Annotated in this window: 12 protein-coding genes; 2 read left to right on the top strand and 10 right to left on the bottom strand. The window is 72.1% G+C overall.

From position 1 onward, the window contains the following. The first annotated feature begins 13 nt into the window (after positions 1-13). Positions 14-940 (top strand): hypothetical protein, encoded by a 927-nt coding sequence (locus ACFUK0_RS24030; RefSeq protein WP_380253488.1) that lies wholly within the window; start codon positions 14-16, stop codon positions 938-940. 444 nt (positions 941-1,384) lie between these two features. Here ACFUK0_RS24030 and ACFUK0_RS24025 read toward each other — a convergent pair whose 3' ends face one another. From ACFUK0_RS24025 to ACFUK0_RS24015, 3 genes are all read right to left on the bottom strand, one after another. Further along, entirely contained in the window at positions 1,385-1,927 is a 543-nt protein-coding gene (locus ACFUK0_RS24025) for an SMI1/KNR4 family protein (protein WP_380253486.1), read from the bottom strand. Between the two features lie 456 nt (positions 1,928-2,383). Beyond that, the gene (locus ACFUK0_RS24020) at positions 2,384-3,358 is read right to left on the bottom strand and encodes a hypothetical protein (protein ID WP_380253484.1); all 975 of its coding nucleotides are present in this window, start codon (positions 3,356-3,358) and stop codon (positions 2,384-2,386) included. 729 nt (positions 3,359-4,087) lie between these two features. Then, complete coding sequence (locus tag ACFUK0_RS24015; protein WP_380253482.1) at positions 4,088-4,342, bottom strand: hypothetical protein; 255 nt, start codon at positions 4,340-4,342, stop codon at positions 4,088-4,090. A gap of 302 nt (positions 4,343-4,644) precedes the next feature. Between ACFUK0_RS24015 and ACFUK0_RS24010 the strand changes: the two genes are divergently transcribed. Then, entirely contained in the window at positions 4,645-8,397 is a 3,753-nt protein-coding gene (locus ACFUK0_RS24010; protein ID WP_380253480.1) for a HEAT repeat domain-containing protein, read from the top strand. 103 nt (positions 8,398-8,500) lie between these two features. Here ACFUK0_RS24010 and ACFUK0_RS24005 read toward each other — a convergent pair whose 3' ends face one another. The 7 genes from ACFUK0_RS24005 to ACFUK0_RS23975 all read right to left on the bottom strand — a co-directional run. Beyond that, positions 8,501-9,472, bottom strand: a complete 972-nt coding sequence (locus ACFUK0_RS24005) for a hypothetical protein (RefSeq protein ID WP_380253478.1) — start codon at positions 9,470-9,472, stop codon at positions 8,501-8,503. Between the two features lie 73 nt (positions 9,473-9,545). Next, positions 9,546-10,256, bottom strand: coding sequence for a hypothetical protein (locus ACFUK0_RS24000; protein WP_380253477.1), 711 nt, complete (start codon positions 10,254-10,256; stop codon positions 9,546-9,548). A 68-nt stretch (positions 10,257-10,324) separates the two neighbouring features. Beyond that, entirely contained in the window at positions 10,325-10,582 is a 258-nt protein-coding gene (locus ACFUK0_RS23995; protein ID WP_380253475.1) for a hypothetical protein, read from the bottom strand. A 52-nt stretch (positions 10,583-10,634) separates the two neighbouring features. Further along, entirely contained in the window at positions 10,635-10,997 is a 363-nt protein-coding gene (locus ACFUK0_RS23990) for a hypothetical protein (RefSeq protein WP_380253473.1), read from the bottom strand. A 32-nt stretch (positions 10,998-11,029) separates the two neighbouring features. Then, positions 11,030-13,378, bottom strand: a complete 2,349-nt coding sequence (locus ACFUK0_RS23985) for a Helicase associated domain protein (protein ID WP_380253471.1) — start codon at positions 13,376-13,378, stop codon at positions 11,030-11,032. A gap of 56 nt (positions 13,379-13,434) precedes the next feature. Beyond that, positions 13,435-14,121, bottom strand: a complete 687-nt coding sequence (locus tag ACFUK0_RS23980) for a hypothetical protein (RefSeq protein WP_380253469.1) — start codon at positions 14,119-14,121, stop codon at positions 13,435-13,437. A gap of 810 nt (positions 14,122-14,931) precedes the next feature. Next, a partial coding sequence (locus tag ACFUK0_RS23975; protein WP_380253467.1) for a WD40 repeat domain-containing protein occupies positions 14,932-16,079 on the bottom strand: 1,148 nt, incomplete at its 5' end.

Below are 16,079 nucleotides of genomic sequence, written 5' to 3'. Positions count from 1 at the left end.
CGCGGACCGAAGAGTGGACATCGACGAGGTGGCCGACCAGCTCAACGCCCCGGCGCCCGCCGACTTCACCAAGGCCCGCGACGCCGCCGCCGGCCGGGCCCGGCAAGCCGGCGACCGCGACCTCACCCGCCGGATCAAGAGACTGCGCAAACCCACCACGGCCGCCTGGATGGCCAACCAACTCACCCGCAACCACCACGACCAGATCACCGCGTTCACCGGCCTCGGCCACTCGCTGCGCCGCGCCCAGCACGACCTCGCCGGCGCGCAGCTACGGGATCTCCTCGTCCAGCGCCGTGAGGTCGTAGCGGCGCTGGTGGACCAGGCCCGTGAGGACGCCCGGGCCGCCGGGCACCAGGTCGGTAGCGGCCCCGAGGAGGAGCTGGCCGAGACGCTGCAGGCCGCCCTCGCCGACGAGCAGGCCGCCCGCGGACTAGCCCTCGGACGCCTCACCACCGCGCTCCACCCTGGCTCCTCCCCCGCCCTCCCGGCCCCGCCGGACGCCTCTCCCCACAGGGCGCAGGCGCCGGCTCCTGCCGCCACCCCGCAGCGGGCCGCTCCCGAAAGGAAGTCGTCCCGGGCGACAGCGCGGCGCGCCGAACAACGGGAGGAACTGCGGCGCGACGCCGAGCGGCTGCGCGGCGAGGCTGAGGCCGCGGAGGAGGCCGCCCGGGACGCCGAAGAGCGCGCCGGGGACCTCGGGTCCCGCGCGGAACAGGCTGATCACGACACCGCCCTCGCCGAGGCCGCCGTCGAAGACGCCCGTGCGGCACTCGCGGCGGCCGAAGGCCACCTCGAAGACGCCCGCGCCGCCGCCCGGGACGCGCACGAGCTGGCCGGGGCCGGCGCGCGCACCGTCGGCCAGGCCCGCGCCCACGTCGCCGGACTCACCGCACAGATCGCGAAGCTGAACTCCCGGATCGCGGAATGCACCGAGTAGCCCAGATGTGACTCAGCACGCTAACTGTCGTATCGGCGCGGAATCTGTCGTCCAGGGCGGGCGTCATCTCGCAGACGAGGTGAGTCCGACCCGACGGCCTTGTCGGTACCTCGTTGTACGGTTCCTCATGTTGGGCCGGACGGAGATCGTAAGGGACTCGCGGCTATGGGGGGCGGGTGTGGAAGGCCCCCGGCATCCAGCTCGGGGCTGGAATGGGATCCATGTCCCCGCCCCCCACATACGGCCGTCGGCGAGCTGACAAGCCGCCAGCCGTCAGGTACCTCGCTGAATCGTCGACAGTTGTCGTGCTGACCCGCCCGGAGAACCGCACGTCGAGTAGCGCGGTTAGCGACAAGTAGCGTGCTGAGTCACACCAGAGCGCTCCTCACCGACGGGCGCCCGACGCTGCCGCAACGCCATCCCCGGCCTCGGTCACCTTGTGAGCTACACGAAGTCGCCGGCCGGGCGGAAGTCGTGGGGGGTGGTGGGGAACCGGTCGCTGAGGATCTCGGAGCGCAGGGTGCCGCCCAGGACAGCGAGGAGGAAGGGGGCGAAGCCGGTGTCGACGTGCTCCCAGTCGCTGCCGCGGGCTTCGTTGACCATGACGGTCCAGGTGTCGGGGTCCTGCCCGGGGCGGGCCAGCCAGTACAGGAATTCACCGTTGTCGGTGGACGCCCAGGGGATGAGGCGGGCACCGTCCTCCTCCATCTCGCGGGGCCTGTCCTCGTCGCCGTCCCAGAGGTACTCGAAGGCCTCGGTGCGTTCCTCGACGTTGTCGACGAGGTCGTAGTTGCCGTTGGCGCAGCCCGGCTCCAGGATCCACAGGTAGCTGTCGACGTAGCCGCCGCCGTGGGTGGTGATGAAGGCCTTGTAGTCGGACGGCAGGTCGGTGCCCAGTTGCCGGGCGACGGCGGCCCAGTCCTTGGGCGGTGCCGTGGTGGCGGGCCGGGAGAGCAGGCGGGCCAGCTCGCGAACAGGGTCGTTCACCGCTGTCGTCTCACTTTCGCTGTGCCGGCAACATGCCCGCTCTCCTCCGGTGGGCCTGACGCCCGATGCCGTGTCCCGAGGGGCCGGACGGACACGCGGTCACGAGTCCCAGGAGCCGTCGACGAGGTGTTCCCAGCCGATGGCCTGGATCTCGGCGAGGGCCGCCGGGCGCGTGAGCATATCGGTCGTGAGGAAACCGGGCTCTTGCTCTCCCTCGCCCGGAGGCGCCCACCTGCCGGACATGCATTCCTCGCACTCCAGCAGCAAGCGATCGCCCCGGTGTCGACGCAGAAGACGACCAACCCGTTCGAGCAACACCAGCACTCGACGCGGCTTGGCGGCACCTCGGCCATATGTCTCCTCCACCTGATGCGGGTGCCCGATCCTAGCGATCCGCCAACGCCCTGCAGTCCAGGGGGCGGCGGGCCGGCAGGCTCGCCGCCCCCTGCCGTCCGGCTACACGTAGGCCTGGAACGCCAAGGCGTTCTCCTCCACCCTGTTCCCGGCCGCCCGCTCCTGGGCCTTGCGGCCCGAGGTCCACCGCAGGTCCCGCACCTCCAACCTGCGGAGCCCGTCGGCGCTGGCCAGCTGCATGGTGCAGCCGGAGCGGTCACTGCCGAGCCCGAACCGATCGGTGTCGGGCTCGGAGCAGTGGCATCGGCGGCTGGTGACCGTGAGATCGAGGCCGACCAGGGGGTGGGTGAGCAGCTTGAGGATCCGGGCGTGATCGGGGGCGCCGATCATCTCCAGCTTCCACTTCCATCCCGGCCGCATCGGGTCGGACCAGAGGTCGCTGCCGCCGTAGCCGCCCGGGAACGCGGTGACGTTGATCCGGCGCAGCAGGGCGCTGCTGAAGTGGGGGTCGATTCTGCGGGCTGCTCGCCACTGCTCGATGTCGCGCTCGGCCGGGCAGATGTCCGGGGACCGGAAGCAGGGGTGGTCCCCGGTGTTCAGGGCTTGTTCGGCGAGGGCGGCGGCTGCGCGCTCCCACCAGTGGACGGGGAAGCCGGTGAGTTTGATCGTGGCGCCGGTGGCGAGCTGGGTCAGCAGGACGTGGTGGTTGGTGGTGGTGTAGCGCAGTCCGCCGGCGCCGTGCATCAGGTTGTCCGGGCCGGGGTCGACCGGGAGCAGGGCCTGTGCCCAGTGCGAGACGGCGTACGGCTCGGGCTCCAGCGTGATGGTCAGCAGGCCGGCCTCCGGGTGGAGGGACCGGATGCCCATCGGGTGCGCCGAGACGGTGGACAGGCCCCGGCCGCGGTGCAGCACGGTGCTCTCCAGCCGGGCCTGCTCGACGGTGGACGCTGCGGGGATGACGGGCTGGCCGGGCTCCCAGGTGTGCAGCAGTCGTTCCAGTGCGGCGCGGTACTTCTCGCCGGTGACCTTGGTGCGCAGCTTGGCCAGGTGCTGGAGCTGGGGGGTGGTGTCGTTCATCGCCGATCCCGTGCACGCGCAGCCGGGCCCCGGGCGGCGACGCGCTGTGTGAGCGGGTCGACGGCATCATGCTGCGGTGGTGCCAGAGTGCCGAGGCTTGGGACCGAACTCGGCTGCCTGTTCGGGGCCGCGCGGCAGACGACGGTCGGGCGCTCTGTCTGCCCGCGGACAGCCAAGCAGCCGGGTCTCCGAACCACCGGGCAACGCGCCGCACGGTTCACACGGACGGACGGACGGACGACCGGCCGGCTCGCGAAGATGGGCACTGCGACCAGGGCCGCTCGGACCGCACCGCCCGCGAAGCCGGGCCGCAGTGGTGCTGCCTCCCTTCGGCGGGAGGCAGCACGGGTTCGGTGCGGGTCAGGGGTGGAGCTGCCGAGTGACGGCGGGCCGGGAGCGACGCTGGCGCCTCGACCGAGGCACCAACCACCCGGCGCCCCTCTCCCTCGCGACGCCGAGCAGCCGGTGGCAGGCACCGAGTCCTTGCACCCTGCCGCCACCACCGCCAAGCGCAAGGCAGCCGTCGGCGCCTGACAGCAGTGATGTCCATGGGCGCCTCCCGGCGGCCCCGGCCGGCTGACTGACCGTAGGTCCTCGACACGGCTGGTCAGCCCCGTTCGGGAGGAGTACCTGCGACCCGCCACGCTCATGTTTCTGACCAGCCGTTCCAGCATGAACCGGTCATCCGAGGAGGCCTTGACGACCAACGCCTCCTCCCGGGCCGCAGGGTCAGCGGGTGCTGAGCCACCGCTCGACGACGGCGGCCACGAGCAGCGCGGGGGTGCCGGCGAGAGAGAGGACGGCTGCGCGTCCGGCCTGGCGGAGCAGCGAGTCGCGGGCCGGCTGGTCCTGCTCCCCCGTCGTGGGCACGGCCGGTTCGGTCGGGCCGAGCGGGCCGGCCTGCGCGATGGGTCCGGGTCCGGTTCCGGCGTCGTTGTCGGCTTCGGTGGTGGGGCGGGTCTTGTGGGTGAGGTCGTCGTTCATGGTAGTGCTCCCCCTTCGGGTGGTCGGTGCACTGTCGGATGCCGGGCCCGGCGTTGGTCCGAAGCTCCCATCCAGAGGGTGCGGGTGTCCGAAGTCGCGGGCGGGGAGGGCATGGTGGGCCTTACGCTGCTGGTCAGCGGTATCGGACCGCTGAGGGCTCGGGTGCCCGCTGCGGGCAGGGCGGGCACCGGATGCGGGCAGACGAGGGGTGCGGGGCGATGGCAGGGGCGGAACACGGGCGGGCAGCGGGACCGAAGCGGCAGGCGCTGCATTCGAGGCTGCTGGACCTGCGGGAGCGTGCCGTGCGGGCACGCAAGGCCGTAGGCGGCAACTGCGGGCAGGCGGAGCTGCAGAAGGCGGTGCACCGCACCGGCCTGACAAGGGCGGAAAACTTCAGCGGGCAGCGGATCAGCGCCTGGGTTCCGCCCGCGGGACGGGCGGCGGCGATGGTGGTGCCGCACGACAGCGAGGTGCTGCTGGCCGTGGTGGCGGTGTGGTCCGCGTGGGCCGGCGAGGACTCCCTCCAGCAGAACGGGACGGTGCAGGCCCGGTGGCTCAAGCAGCGACGAACGCAGTGGGACGAGCTGCTGGAGGACGCCCGCACGGAGCGCGACGCCGAGCGCGGCGCCCAGGGACGGAAAGCCGCCGCGCTGGCGGAGGCACAGGCAGCCGAGGTGGCCGCGGCGGTGGAGACGTACCGGGGGCGGGTCCGCGAGGTGTACCGGCGGTTGAACCTGGACGTGCTGGGGCCGTCCGGGAGCGCCGGTGAGCAGGCGGTGATCGAGCTGCGGCAGGTGTTCATGCCGCAGCTGGCGCGCCCGTACACGGCGCAGGTTCCGGGCGAGTGGCGCCGCCTGCTCGCCGCCGACGGACCGGGCGAGGGTAGTACTGGGCTGCCACCGGGGACGGAGGCCGCGGAGGCGGCCCGGTTGCGGGAGGCTTACCGGGCGCAGGTGGCGAAGCCGGTGCTGGAGGTCCTGGCGGGCGAGGAGGGCCGGCGCCTGGTGGTGCTCGGCGATCCGGGGGCGGGCAAGTCCACGTTGACGCAGTACCTGGCGCTCGCGCTGGCCGGCGGCCTGCACGAGACGCCGCCGGAGCTGGCGGGTCTGGCCGGGCTGGTGCCGGTGGTGGTGGAGCTGCGCAAGTACGCCCAGGCGCAGTGGCGGGAGCGGACCTTCGAGGACTTCCTGGAACACATCCACGTCCAGGAGCGCATGGCCCTGCCCCAGGCGGTGCTGGCGGAGCTGCTCGCGGGCGGGCGGGTGGTGATGCTGTTCGACGGTCTCGACGAGGTCTTCGACCCGGAGGTGCGGGCGGACACCGCACGCCGGATCACCGCGTTCGCGGCCGCCCACCCCGAGGTCCGCACGGTGGTGACCTCCCGGGAGTACGGCTACCGGGCCGGCGAGTTCACGGGCAGCGGCTTCGCTCAGGTGATCCTGCAGGACCTGGAGCGCGGGCAGGTCGAGGAGTTCGTGCGCCGCTGGTACACCGCCGCCCATCCGCAGAACCCGTCCCTGGCCTCGCAGCTCACCCAGCGCCTCCTCGGCGCGGTACGGCAGGTGCGGGCGGTTGCGGAACTGGCGGGGAATCCGTTGCTGCTGACCGTCCTGGCGTCCATGGGGCTGGGCCGGACCATCCCGCGTGAGCGGCGCGAGGTCTACGCCCACGCGGTGGAGGTGCTGATCGAGCGGTGGGACAAGGAGGCCAAGTTCCTCAAACCGCCGTCCCCCGTCGGCGCGGAGGCCGCCGCCGCGCTGGAGTGGCTTGACGTCAGCCGGCGCCTGATGCTGCTGGAGCGCGTCGCCCGGCGCATGCAGGAGGGCGCCGGACGGCCCGCCGGCACATTCATCCGGCACGAGGAGCTGACCGGCCTCATCAGTGCCTTCCTCACCGACCACGGCATCAGCCGCCCGGCCGCCGACGTCGCCGCCGATCAGCTCGTCGAGCACCTGCGCACCCGCAACTTCCTCCTCGCCCACTACGGCGGCGGGATCTACGGCTTCGTCCACCGCACCTTCCTCGAACACCTCGCCGCCCGAGACCTCCTACGCCGCCGCGCCGAGGAGGAATGGACCCGCGACGAACTCGTCGACCTGCTGACCGAACGCGCCAGCGACCCGGCCTGGCACGAGGTCCTGCTCCTGACCGCCGGCGGCCTCAGACAGCGCGACGTGGCGGCGCTCCTCGCCCGCCTCCTCTACCAGCACCGCAGGAACCCGGACTCATGGTGGGCTCCGATGCTGATGCTCGCCATCCGCGTCCTCGCCGAGATCAAGGACATCGGCCCCACTCCCGGCACCACGGACCCCCACCTGTCGGTCGCCGCCCAGAGCGACGCCGTCATCGACCACCTCACCGCTACCCTGCGCCGTCGCCCGTACTTGGAAGTCGGTGAGGCGGTGCCGGCTCTGGGCACCTTCGACCGCTTCTGGAACGGCCGGGAGCGCTACCTGCGGTGGCACCACGCGGCCATTGCGTGCTCCACGGTGCCGCAGAGATTTTCTCCGGGGGAGGTTGCCGCAGCGCTGAGCCGCGACTCCCACGAGGCCGTTCTCCTGGCATATCTGCCCTGGAACTCACATCTGCGTATCGCCGCCCTGAATGTGTTGGGGAATCGGTGGCCAGACCGGGAAGAGACGTGGCAGGCCGTTCTCACCGCCACCACCGACACCCACGAAATGGTGCGCAGCGCCGCCCTGCAGGTGCTGGGGGAGAGCTGGCCAGACCGGGAAGAAGCGTGGCAGGCCGTTCTCACCGCCACCACCGACACCCACGAAATGGTGCGCAGCGCCGCCCTGCAGGTGCTGGGGGATCGGTGGCCAGACCGGGAAGAAGCGTGGCAGGCCGTCCTCACCGCCACCACCGACACCAACGTGATGGTGCGCAGCACCGCCCTGCAGGTGCTGGGGGAGAGCTGGCCAGACCGGGAAGAGACGTGGCAGGCCGTCCTCACCGCCACCACCGACACCCACGAAATGGTGCGCAGCAAAGCCCTGCACGTCTTGGGGCATCGGTGGCCAGACCGGGAGGACGCCCGGCAGGCCGTCCTCACCGCCACCACCGACACCCACGTGATGGTGCGCAGCAACGCCCTGTACGTCTTGGGGCATCGGTGGCCAGACCGGGAGGACGCCCGGCAGGCCGTCCTCACCGCCACCACCGACACCAACGAAATGGTGCGAAACAACGCCCTGCACGCCTTGGGGGATCGGTGGCCAGACCGGGAAGAGACGTGGCAGGCCGTCATCACCGCCACCCCCGACACCCACGAAATGGTGCGCAGCAAAGCCCTGCAGGTGCTGGGGGATCGGTGGCCAGACCGGGAAGAAGCGTGGCAGGCCGTCATCACCGCCACCCCCGACACCCACGAGGACGTGCGCAGCACCGCCCTGCAGGTGCTGGGGGAGAGCTGGCCAGACCGGGAAGAAGCGTGGCAGGCCGTCCTCACCGCCACCACCGACACCAACGTGATGGTGCGCAGCAACGCTCTGCGGGTGCTGGGGGAGAGCTGGCCAGACCGGGAAGAGACGTGGCAGGCCGTCCTCACCGCCACCACCGACACCCACAACACCCACGAAATGGTGCGCAGCAAGGCCCTGCAGGTGCTGGGGGATCGGTGGCCAGACCGGGAAGAGACGTGGCAGGCCGTCCTCACCGCCACCACCGACACCCACGAGGACGTGCGCAGCACCGCCCTGCAGGTGCTGGGGGAGAGCTGGCCAGACCGGGAGGACACCCGGCAGGCCGTCCTCACCGCCACCACCGACACCACCGAGATGGTGCGCAGCAACGCCCTGCACGTGCTGGCGGTGCGGTTCCCGGATGTGGCCTACCCCATCGCTTGTGAGTATGCGCGGCGCGCCCCGCAAGGGGTATTGCGGGTGGCGGGGGTCAAGTTGTTGGCGTTGTTGTGGCCTGAGAAGGCCGGGACCGTCACCGTGCTCACGGATGTGGCGGAGCATGACGAGGACGAGATGGTGCGCGGCACCGCGCGCGAGGCGTTGGCCGTGGTGGAGGCCTGGTCGTCTTCCGCGGGGTCCGGGCAGGTGTAACGGACGAGGACGACGACTACCACCATGCCAGTCTGCCTGGCCACGGTGATCACCTGAATCAGAGTCTTCCAGGCCGGCGGGCGATCGGATGGGGTGGTTCCCCTTAGATGTGGTTACGGCGCACCGTGGGCCGGGTGGGCGGGGCCTGTTCTCCGCGCAGGGCGAGGGCCGTGGTGCGGGTGCGCTCCAGCCAGGTCATGACCTGGTGCAGCGTGGCCGGGTCGAGGTGGTGGGTGAGGTCGCGGACGGCGTGGTGGTCGGCTTCGCTGAGGGGGTGGAGGCCGGCGCGGTCGAGGGCGGTGTAGAGGGGCTGGGCGGCGGGGCCGGCGAGGTGGCGGTGGGCGCTGTCGGTGCGCTGCATCTCCAGGTACTCGGCCGCCCCCGCGAGGGCGGCGACGTCGCTGCGGTGGCGCTCGAAGCGCAGTGCGTGCTGGAGGGCGGTGTCGTGGGCGGGGTCGTAGCGCTCCGCGCGGGTTTCGGCGGTGTGGTCGTGCACGCGCTGCCACTCGTCGAGGGCGGCGGCGCTCTCGTCCCCGGCGTCGGCGTACCGGTCGGCCATCCGCTCGTCGTCCCGGGCCTCGTGCAGGGCCTGCTGGATGGTTTCCAGGGTCGTCCCGGCGGCCCGGCGGCGGACCTTGCTGCGGACGTCGCCGAGCAGCGGGTGCTCCCGGTCGCCGTCGTCCTCGCCCTGGGCCTGGTCGGCGGGGTGCTGGGCGAGGGCGTCGTACAGGGTCGCGCCGGCCTGCCACGCCTCGGCGTGCACGAGGGGCTCCGGCGCGGTGTGGCCGGGGCGGGCGCCGAGGACGATCCGGCCCTCCACCAGGGCCACCCAGCCGTCCAGGCCGTCGACGTCCCGCTCGGTCCAGCCGCGGGCGAGGCCGGCGCCGTGGTGGAGGGTGCGGATGCCGTCGTGGCCGGACCAGCGCAGCCAGATCGCGCCGCGCAGCAGCAGGGAGTCGAGGTTCGCCCGACCCAGGTCACGGTCGGCGGGCGCGGGCCGGCTGCTGTGCGGGGACAGCTCCAGCCGGCCGGGCACGGCGGCGGGATCCGGGGTGGGGCGGGTGGTGTCGGTCATCGCGGGTGCTGCCTTCCGGGTCGGCGGGATCAGAGGTGAGAACAGCCCGGTGGCGGGCCGCTTGGTGGCCGGGTCAGCTGCGGTGAGGCCAGGCCGTGGCCATGTCGTCCAGGAGGACGTCGGGCAGGGTGCCGTTCCAGGCCTGGGCGAGGGCGAGAGGCCGGCGGGTGAGCAGCTCGGCGAGGGCCAGGTTCTCGGGCTGGCGCACCAGGACGTAGCGGGGTCCGGGCCACCCGTCCGGGTCGCGGTCGTGGCTGGTGCCGTGCCCGTAGTCGCGGTACATCGCGCGCAGGTCCCGCTCCCGGTCCCGGACGAAGCCGGTGAGGGTGGCGGTGTAGTCGGGGCCGTCGAAGAGCCACTGGATCACGTCGAAGACCGCGTCGGTCGTCTCGTCGTCGTGCGGCTGCTCTCCGACGAGGCCCGCGAACAGCTCCCGCGCCGTACCGAGCACCTGGCCGGGATTCGCCGGGGCCGGGACGACCGGCGCGGGATCGGGTGGTGTCGGACCGGGGGGAACCGCGATGCCGCCGCGCCGGGCTTCGACGCGGGCCCGCTCGGCGTGCTCGGCCAGCCGGGCTTTCGCGGCGACGCTGCCGTCGTACCAGCCGTCGACGTAGTTGTCGGACGTGCCGTCAGGACAGTGCAGTCCGGTGCTGTCGACGGTGCCCTGCGCCCAGTCGAGGACGTCCCACTCGATCCGGGCGACGGCTGCCGAGGCCTGCTCGCGGGTGTGGCCGGCGGCCACCAGGAGGTCGGTCACCAGGTTGTAGCCGGGGCCGCGCATGCGCGTCTCTCCTTCACGGACTGGGGAGGGGGCGGCCCGTGCCTCGGGCCGCCCCGTGGGTGGTGGTGCTACTGGTCGGTGTCGCAGTCGTGGTCGGCCTCGACGTAGTCGCCGTCGGTGAACTGGGTCTCCAGGGACCAGCCGCAGGTGCACTCGGCGCGGCCCTCCCAGCTGATGTCGGGGCCGTCGTCGGCGTCGCAGTCGTGGTCGGCGTCGACCATGGTGCCGTCCTCGAACAGTGCGTCCCCTCCGTCGCCGCAGCCGCATTCCCACTGTGCGTACCAGGAGATCGTCGGCGGTTGCTGGGTGGTGTGGGTGGTGGTCACGCGTCTCCTTCGGGAGGCGGCCCGTCCCGGCCGTGGCACCGGGACGGCGGGGTCAGCCGGCAGCCGGTGCGGGGGACGGGTCGCCGGCCGCGAGATAGTCGCCGGTCACCTCGGCCAGGTACCGGGCGAGTTCGTCCGCCCGCGCGCGGTCCGCCGCCGGGTCCGCACCGGGCTGCCCGTGCGCGCCGGCCACGGCGATGGAGGCATCGAGATCGGCGGCGTACTGCACCAGGGAGTCGTACAGCCGGGCGGTGGTCAGCAGGTCCATCCGGACCTCGCCCCGCACCCGCCACATCCGGAAGGTCTCCGCGGTGTGGCGCAGCAGGGCGGTGACGTGGGTGGCGGGCATCATGAGCTCGCCGTTGTGGCGGTAGAGCGCCAGTGGGAACGGCTGGTTGTGCTGGTCGTCGTCCACGGGTGGTTCCCTTCGGGCGGGTGGGTGCCGGTTCAGGGCTGGAGGGCGTCGAGGAGGGTGGTCTGCTGGTCGGTCAGCTTGCCGTCGGCGCGGGCTTTGGCCTGTCGGGTGAGCCAGGCGCCGGGCCGGAAGGTGGGGTCGCTTTCGCCGCCGGTGCGCTTGGCCGGGCCGTTGAGGGTGCCGCCTGCGGTGAGGTAGGCGAGCAGGCGGCGGTAGGAGCGGTTCCAGTCCGGGTCGGTGCGCCACATCGCGTCGAGCGCGGTGAGTTTGGCGTCCTGGGTGGCGGTGAGCTTGGTGTTCTTGCGTTGGCGGGCCATCCAGGCGCCGACGCCGTGGCCGTCGAGCTTTTCCAGGGCCGGGATGGCGAGGTGTCCGTGGAGTGCGGCCCAGGCGCGGGCGTGGGCGTAGCCGCGTTCCCAGGAGTGGGCGTGCTTGTCCCAGATCATGTCGAGCTGGTCGAGCTCGTTGACCCGGACGGGGGCGAGGAGGCCGGTGCTCTTCAGGTAGCGCTGGCGGTCCAGCCAGCTGACCAGGCTGCCGTCGGTGGTCTTGTCGGCGGCGTCGAGGTGCCCGTGGCGGGTGCGGAACGCGGCCGCGAGGGCGTGCATGCGCTGCCACTCGGTGGCGCGGGGGTTGAACGCGCGCAGCTTCACCGTCTGGAGGATCTGCGCGGCGTGCTTGCGGGCGTTGATCCGCAGCCAGTCCACTGGCGACTCCCCCGCCGGCTGCTCGGCACCGTCCCGGTCGGCTTCGGTGTCCGAGTCCTCGCCGGTCTCCGACACGACGGTGTGGTCCTTCTCCCCCGCCCGCTTCGTGCGCAGCTCGGTGATGCGGCCGACGACGCGGGCGTCGTGGGCGGCGAGGGCGCGCAGGACGCGCCAGATGGTGCGGAAGGAGGACGCCTCGATCTCCTCCTCGGCCTCCGCCTTCACGGCCTCGCCCGCGTCCTGGATCTCGGCCGGGTCGGCGGCCGCGGTGTCGTCGCCGACCAGCGGGGTGGGCAGGTAGACGGGGATGATGACCCAGGACACCTTGCCCTGCCGGTAGGACTGGCGCAGGGCCCGGCCGACGGCCTGGACGACGTCGATAACCGAGCTCTTGGGGTCCGCGAAGACGATGGCGTCAACGGCGGCCACGTCGATTCCCTCGTTCAGCAGGCGCGAGTTGCAGATGATGCAGCACTGCTCGCCCTCCTCGCCCTCCTCGACGCCGGTGGAGGCCGTGAAGGTGGCGAACGCGGCCCGGCGGTCCTTCAGCTTGTCGGTGCCGGCCACCGCGAGGGCGGTCACCCGCTCCGGGCGGTCCGCGAAGGGGAGCAGCTCGGCGGTGGCCGCCATGGTCGCGGCGAACTCGCGGGCGCCAGCGACGCGGGAGTGGAAGGTGATGACGCGGCGCAGCTGCAGGTCGGCGACCGCGCGCAGCACCGCGATCTGCAGGGCCAGGCGCAGCAGTTCCTCGTTGGAGCGCTGGGAGCGGAGGTCGGCGACGGCGGGCAGGTTGAGCAGTTCGCGCAGGTCCTCGTCCGTGACGACGGGCACGAGTACGCGGTAGTCCGCGAGGAATCCGTGTTCGATTCCCTGGCCGAGGGTCCAGGTGAAGACGGTCTCGCCGTAGACGGCCGGGTCGTCCATGGAGCAGAGCGCGGGCAGTTCCTCGGCGTCCTGACCGTCGCCGTCGGCGGTGAGGTCGGCCAGCCCGGCCTTTGCCTTGGAGTCGTCGGCGATCTTCGGAGTGGCGGTGAAGTACAGGCGGCGCAGGGCGGGGACCTTGTCGTCGGAGTGGATCGCCGCCCATGCCTTCCCTTCGGCGCCTGCCGTCCGGTGCGCTTCGTCGATGATCACGGCGTCCCAGGCGGGCAGCGCGAAGTCTTTGTGGGCGGCCACGATGCGCTCCAGGGAGGCGTAGGTGGCGTAGACGGTGACCGGCTCGCCCGCCTTCTCCCCCGCGACCAGGTCCGCGATCCGGGCAGCCTGCGTGGTCACCTGCGCGTGGACGCGGCCGCCGGCCTCCGCGCTCTCCAACGCCTCGGCCCGCGAGCACGCCGCCACCGCCAACCCGCGCCGCCCGCCCTTCAACGACCAGGACGCGGCGGTCTGCTCCAACAGCTCGATCGTCGGCACCAGCACCAGCACCCGGCCCCTCGCCGCCAGGCGCCGCGCGCAGCCGGCGGCGATCAGCGTCTTGCCCGAGCCGGTCGCCGCGACAATCGTCGCCCGGCCGCCGTTCTTCACGGCCTTCACGGCGGCGGCGACCGCGTCCTTCTGGAACCAGTGCAGCGGCAGCGGGTTGGCGAGGACGGGTGGCTCGGCCTGGGCGGGGAGGGAGGCCTGGGCGCGCAGCCCGGCCGGGATGTCCTCGGTTGCGGTGGTCGTGGTGTCCACGGCGCGGGCTCTCCTTCGTCTGTCGGGTGGTGGGTGGTTGGGGGGCGGGTCCGGGCCTACTTGTCGTCGTCCCTCTGCGGCAGTTCCGGGTTGGCTTCGTGGTCTTCGTCGTGGTGCTTCCACGGATTGCTGTTGTCGGGCAGCTGGGCGCGGCGCCGTTCGCCGCATCCGGTTGTGCCGATGCTGCAGGCGACTGGCCGGTCGGGACGTCCTTCGGCGGCGCGGTTGTAGCGGTGGCGGGCGGGGGTGGGACTGACACCGAGTGCTTCGCCGATGCGCTCCCAGGACGGGACGGGGCGGCACAGGTCGCGCAGGACGAGCGTCAGGTCGTCGCTGAGCGCGCCCAGCAGCAGCCGGGCCCCTGTGATCTCGCGCAGCAGGCCGAGCAGGATCTCCGGCTGCTGTGTCTCCGGCGTCTCCCAGCAGCGCTCGCGTTGGCGCGCCAGCAGCTCGGTCGCGGTGAGCGCGGCTTGTGCGTGCAGTGCGCTGGTGCGGCCGTGCGGAACGAGCTCGGGGTTCCAGGTGAGCGTGTGCTCGTCCTCCCGGGAGGCGAGGAACCGGTAGGTGTCCAGAGCCTCGCGGCAGTGCCGGCAGGGGACGTCGGCGAGGTCACCGTCCGCGGGGAACTGCCCGCCGGTCGGGGCGAGGACGGGCAGACGGCAGAACGTCTGCTTGGGCGTCAGGCCGAGGTGAGGACCAGGCCCGGCGGCCGTGACGAACGGGTAGTAGGTGGCCACAATCAACACCGCTTCGCTAGTGGCAGCTGAATATCTGCCAAAGTTAGCAGGACTGGAGAATTGGTCGCAAAGCGTCCACTGGAAGCCACGGAAAGTCACCGGCCGGCAGGAGAGGGGCCTGCGGTCGGGAACCGGGCCGCAAGACCTGATAAGCCTTCAGTCGGCCAGTTGAGCGTTCACGTCGACTGGGCGTTCCCGGTCTCATTGCCGACTCGGCCAAGCCGAACGTACCGGCGCTCACCCGCGTCCGGCCGGTCCGGGTCAACCAGGCGTACGTGCGGGCCGAGACGCGGAGGCCATCCGCGCGTACCTCGCCGGCGACCGACCCCGCGCCGCAGCGGCGGCACTGGCCCGCCAGGACGCGACGCTGGAGACGGCGAACCGCATGCTGCTCGACTCGAACAGAACTCCGCCTTGCGCCGGGACCTTAAGGCAGCCAGAGCGGAACTCCACGCCGTCCGCGTACGCGACCTCGCCGACAGCGTGCTGGGCGGTCTCGTGTCGACACCGGGCCAGGACGCCGAGGTCGAGGCCCTATGCGGGGAGCGCGACCAGGCCCTGTCCGCGATACGACGCGCAGACGCGGAACTGCTGGCACTGCGCAACGTTGTTCAACGCCTCATGGTGGAGAACACCCGACTGCTCGGGACCGAGCACCTCAACTCCAGCGGCGCCTGGGCAGGGCCATCGAGCGGACCACGGCCCGGCTCACCGGTTACCGCCGGATCGCCTGCCGCTACGAATACGACCAACTGTCCTACCTGCCCCTCTGCAACCTCGCCCCCATCATCACCTGCCACAGGAGGCCGGCGAAGATCACCACGTGGAAGGAGATCCAAGGTGCGGTGGGGGCCATTCGAAGTAGGCGACTTCGCTGCCGTAGGCCAACAAGAGGCCTGGGCCGCAGACAGCTACGGATCCTCCCTTGTAGGGCAAGTGGAAGCGATGGACGGTTTCTCCTGTGACGGGGTTCCAGACGATGGCGGTCCGGTCGTCGCTGGTGGTGATGGCGAGTGGGCCGTCCGGCCCGTCAACCACCGCCACCGCGGTCACGTTGTCGTTGTGGCCTCGGAGGGTGTGCAGGCGTCGGCCGGTGACGGGGTTCCAGACGATGGCGGTCCGGTCGTTGCTGGTGGTGATGGCGAGCGGGCGGTCCGGCCCGTCGACCACCGCCACCGCGGTCACGTTGTCGTTGTGGCCTCGGAGGGTGTGCAGCCGTCGGCCGGTGACGGGGTTCCAGACGATGGCGGTCCGATCCCACACGGTGGTGATGGCGAGCGGGCCGTCCGGCCCGTCGAACGCTCCCACCGCGGTCACGCCCCCGGGCTGGCGACGGAAGGCGGCGCGCGGGCCGTCCGGCCGGTCGACCACCACACCCGCGTTCACGTCCCCGGCGTGGTCTGTCAGGGTGTGCAGGCGTCGGCCGGTGACGGGGTTCCAGACGATGGCGGTCTGGTCGTCGCTGGTGGTGATGGCGAGCGGGCCGTCCGGCCCGTCAACCACGGCCACCGCGGTCACGCTCCCGGCGTGGCCTGTCAGGGTGTGCAGGCGTCGGCCGGTGACGGGGTTCCAGACGATGGCGGTCCGATCCCACACGGTGGTGATGGCGAGCGGGCCGTCCGGCCCGTCGACCACCGCCACCGCGTACGCCGCCACCGTCACCCGATCGGTGTGGTTAGCCAGGGTGTGCAGCCGTCGGCCGGTGACGGGGTCCCAGACGATGGCGGTGGTGTTCCAACTGGTGGTGATGGCGAGCGGGCCGTCCGGCCCGTCGACCACCGCAACCGCGTTCACGTTGTCGTTGTGGCCTTGGAGGGTGTGCAGGCGTCGGCCTGCGGCGGGGTTCCAGACGATGGCGGTCCGGTCGTCGCTGGTGGTGATGGCGAGTGGGCCGTCCGGCCCGTCGACCACCGCCACCGCGGTCACGCCCCTGGTGTGGCCTGTCAGGGTGTGCAGGCGTCGGC

This window comes from Kitasatospora sp. NPDC057223 (assembly GCF_042669755.1).
Taxonomy (GTDB): Bacteria; Actinomycetota; Actinomycetes; order Streptomycetales; family Streptomycetaceae; genus Kitasatospora.
The sequence above is the reverse complement of the archived record's forward strand: the minus strand, read 5'-3'. Positions and strand labels throughout refer to the sequence as shown.

What these genes read in the sequence shown, in the direction of transcription:
- ACFUK0_RS24020 (WP_380253484.1), bottom strand. Translation starts at nt 3,358, where the DNA reads ATGAACGACACCACCCCCCAGCTCCAGCACCTGGCCAAGCTGCGCACC.
- ACFUK0_RS24015 (WP_380253482.1), bottom strand. Translation starts at nt 4,342, where the DNA reads ATGAACGACGACCTCACCCACAAGACCCGCCCCACCACCGAAGCCGAC.
- ACFUK0_RS24005 (WP_380253478.1), bottom strand. Translation starts at nt 9,472, where the DNA reads ATGACCGACACCACCCGCCCCACCCCGGATCCCGCCGCCGTGCCCGGC.
- ACFUK0_RS24000 (WP_380253477.1), bottom strand. Translation starts at nt 10,256, where the DNA reads ATGCGCGGCCCCGGCTACAACCTGGTGACCGACCTCCTGGTGGCCGCC.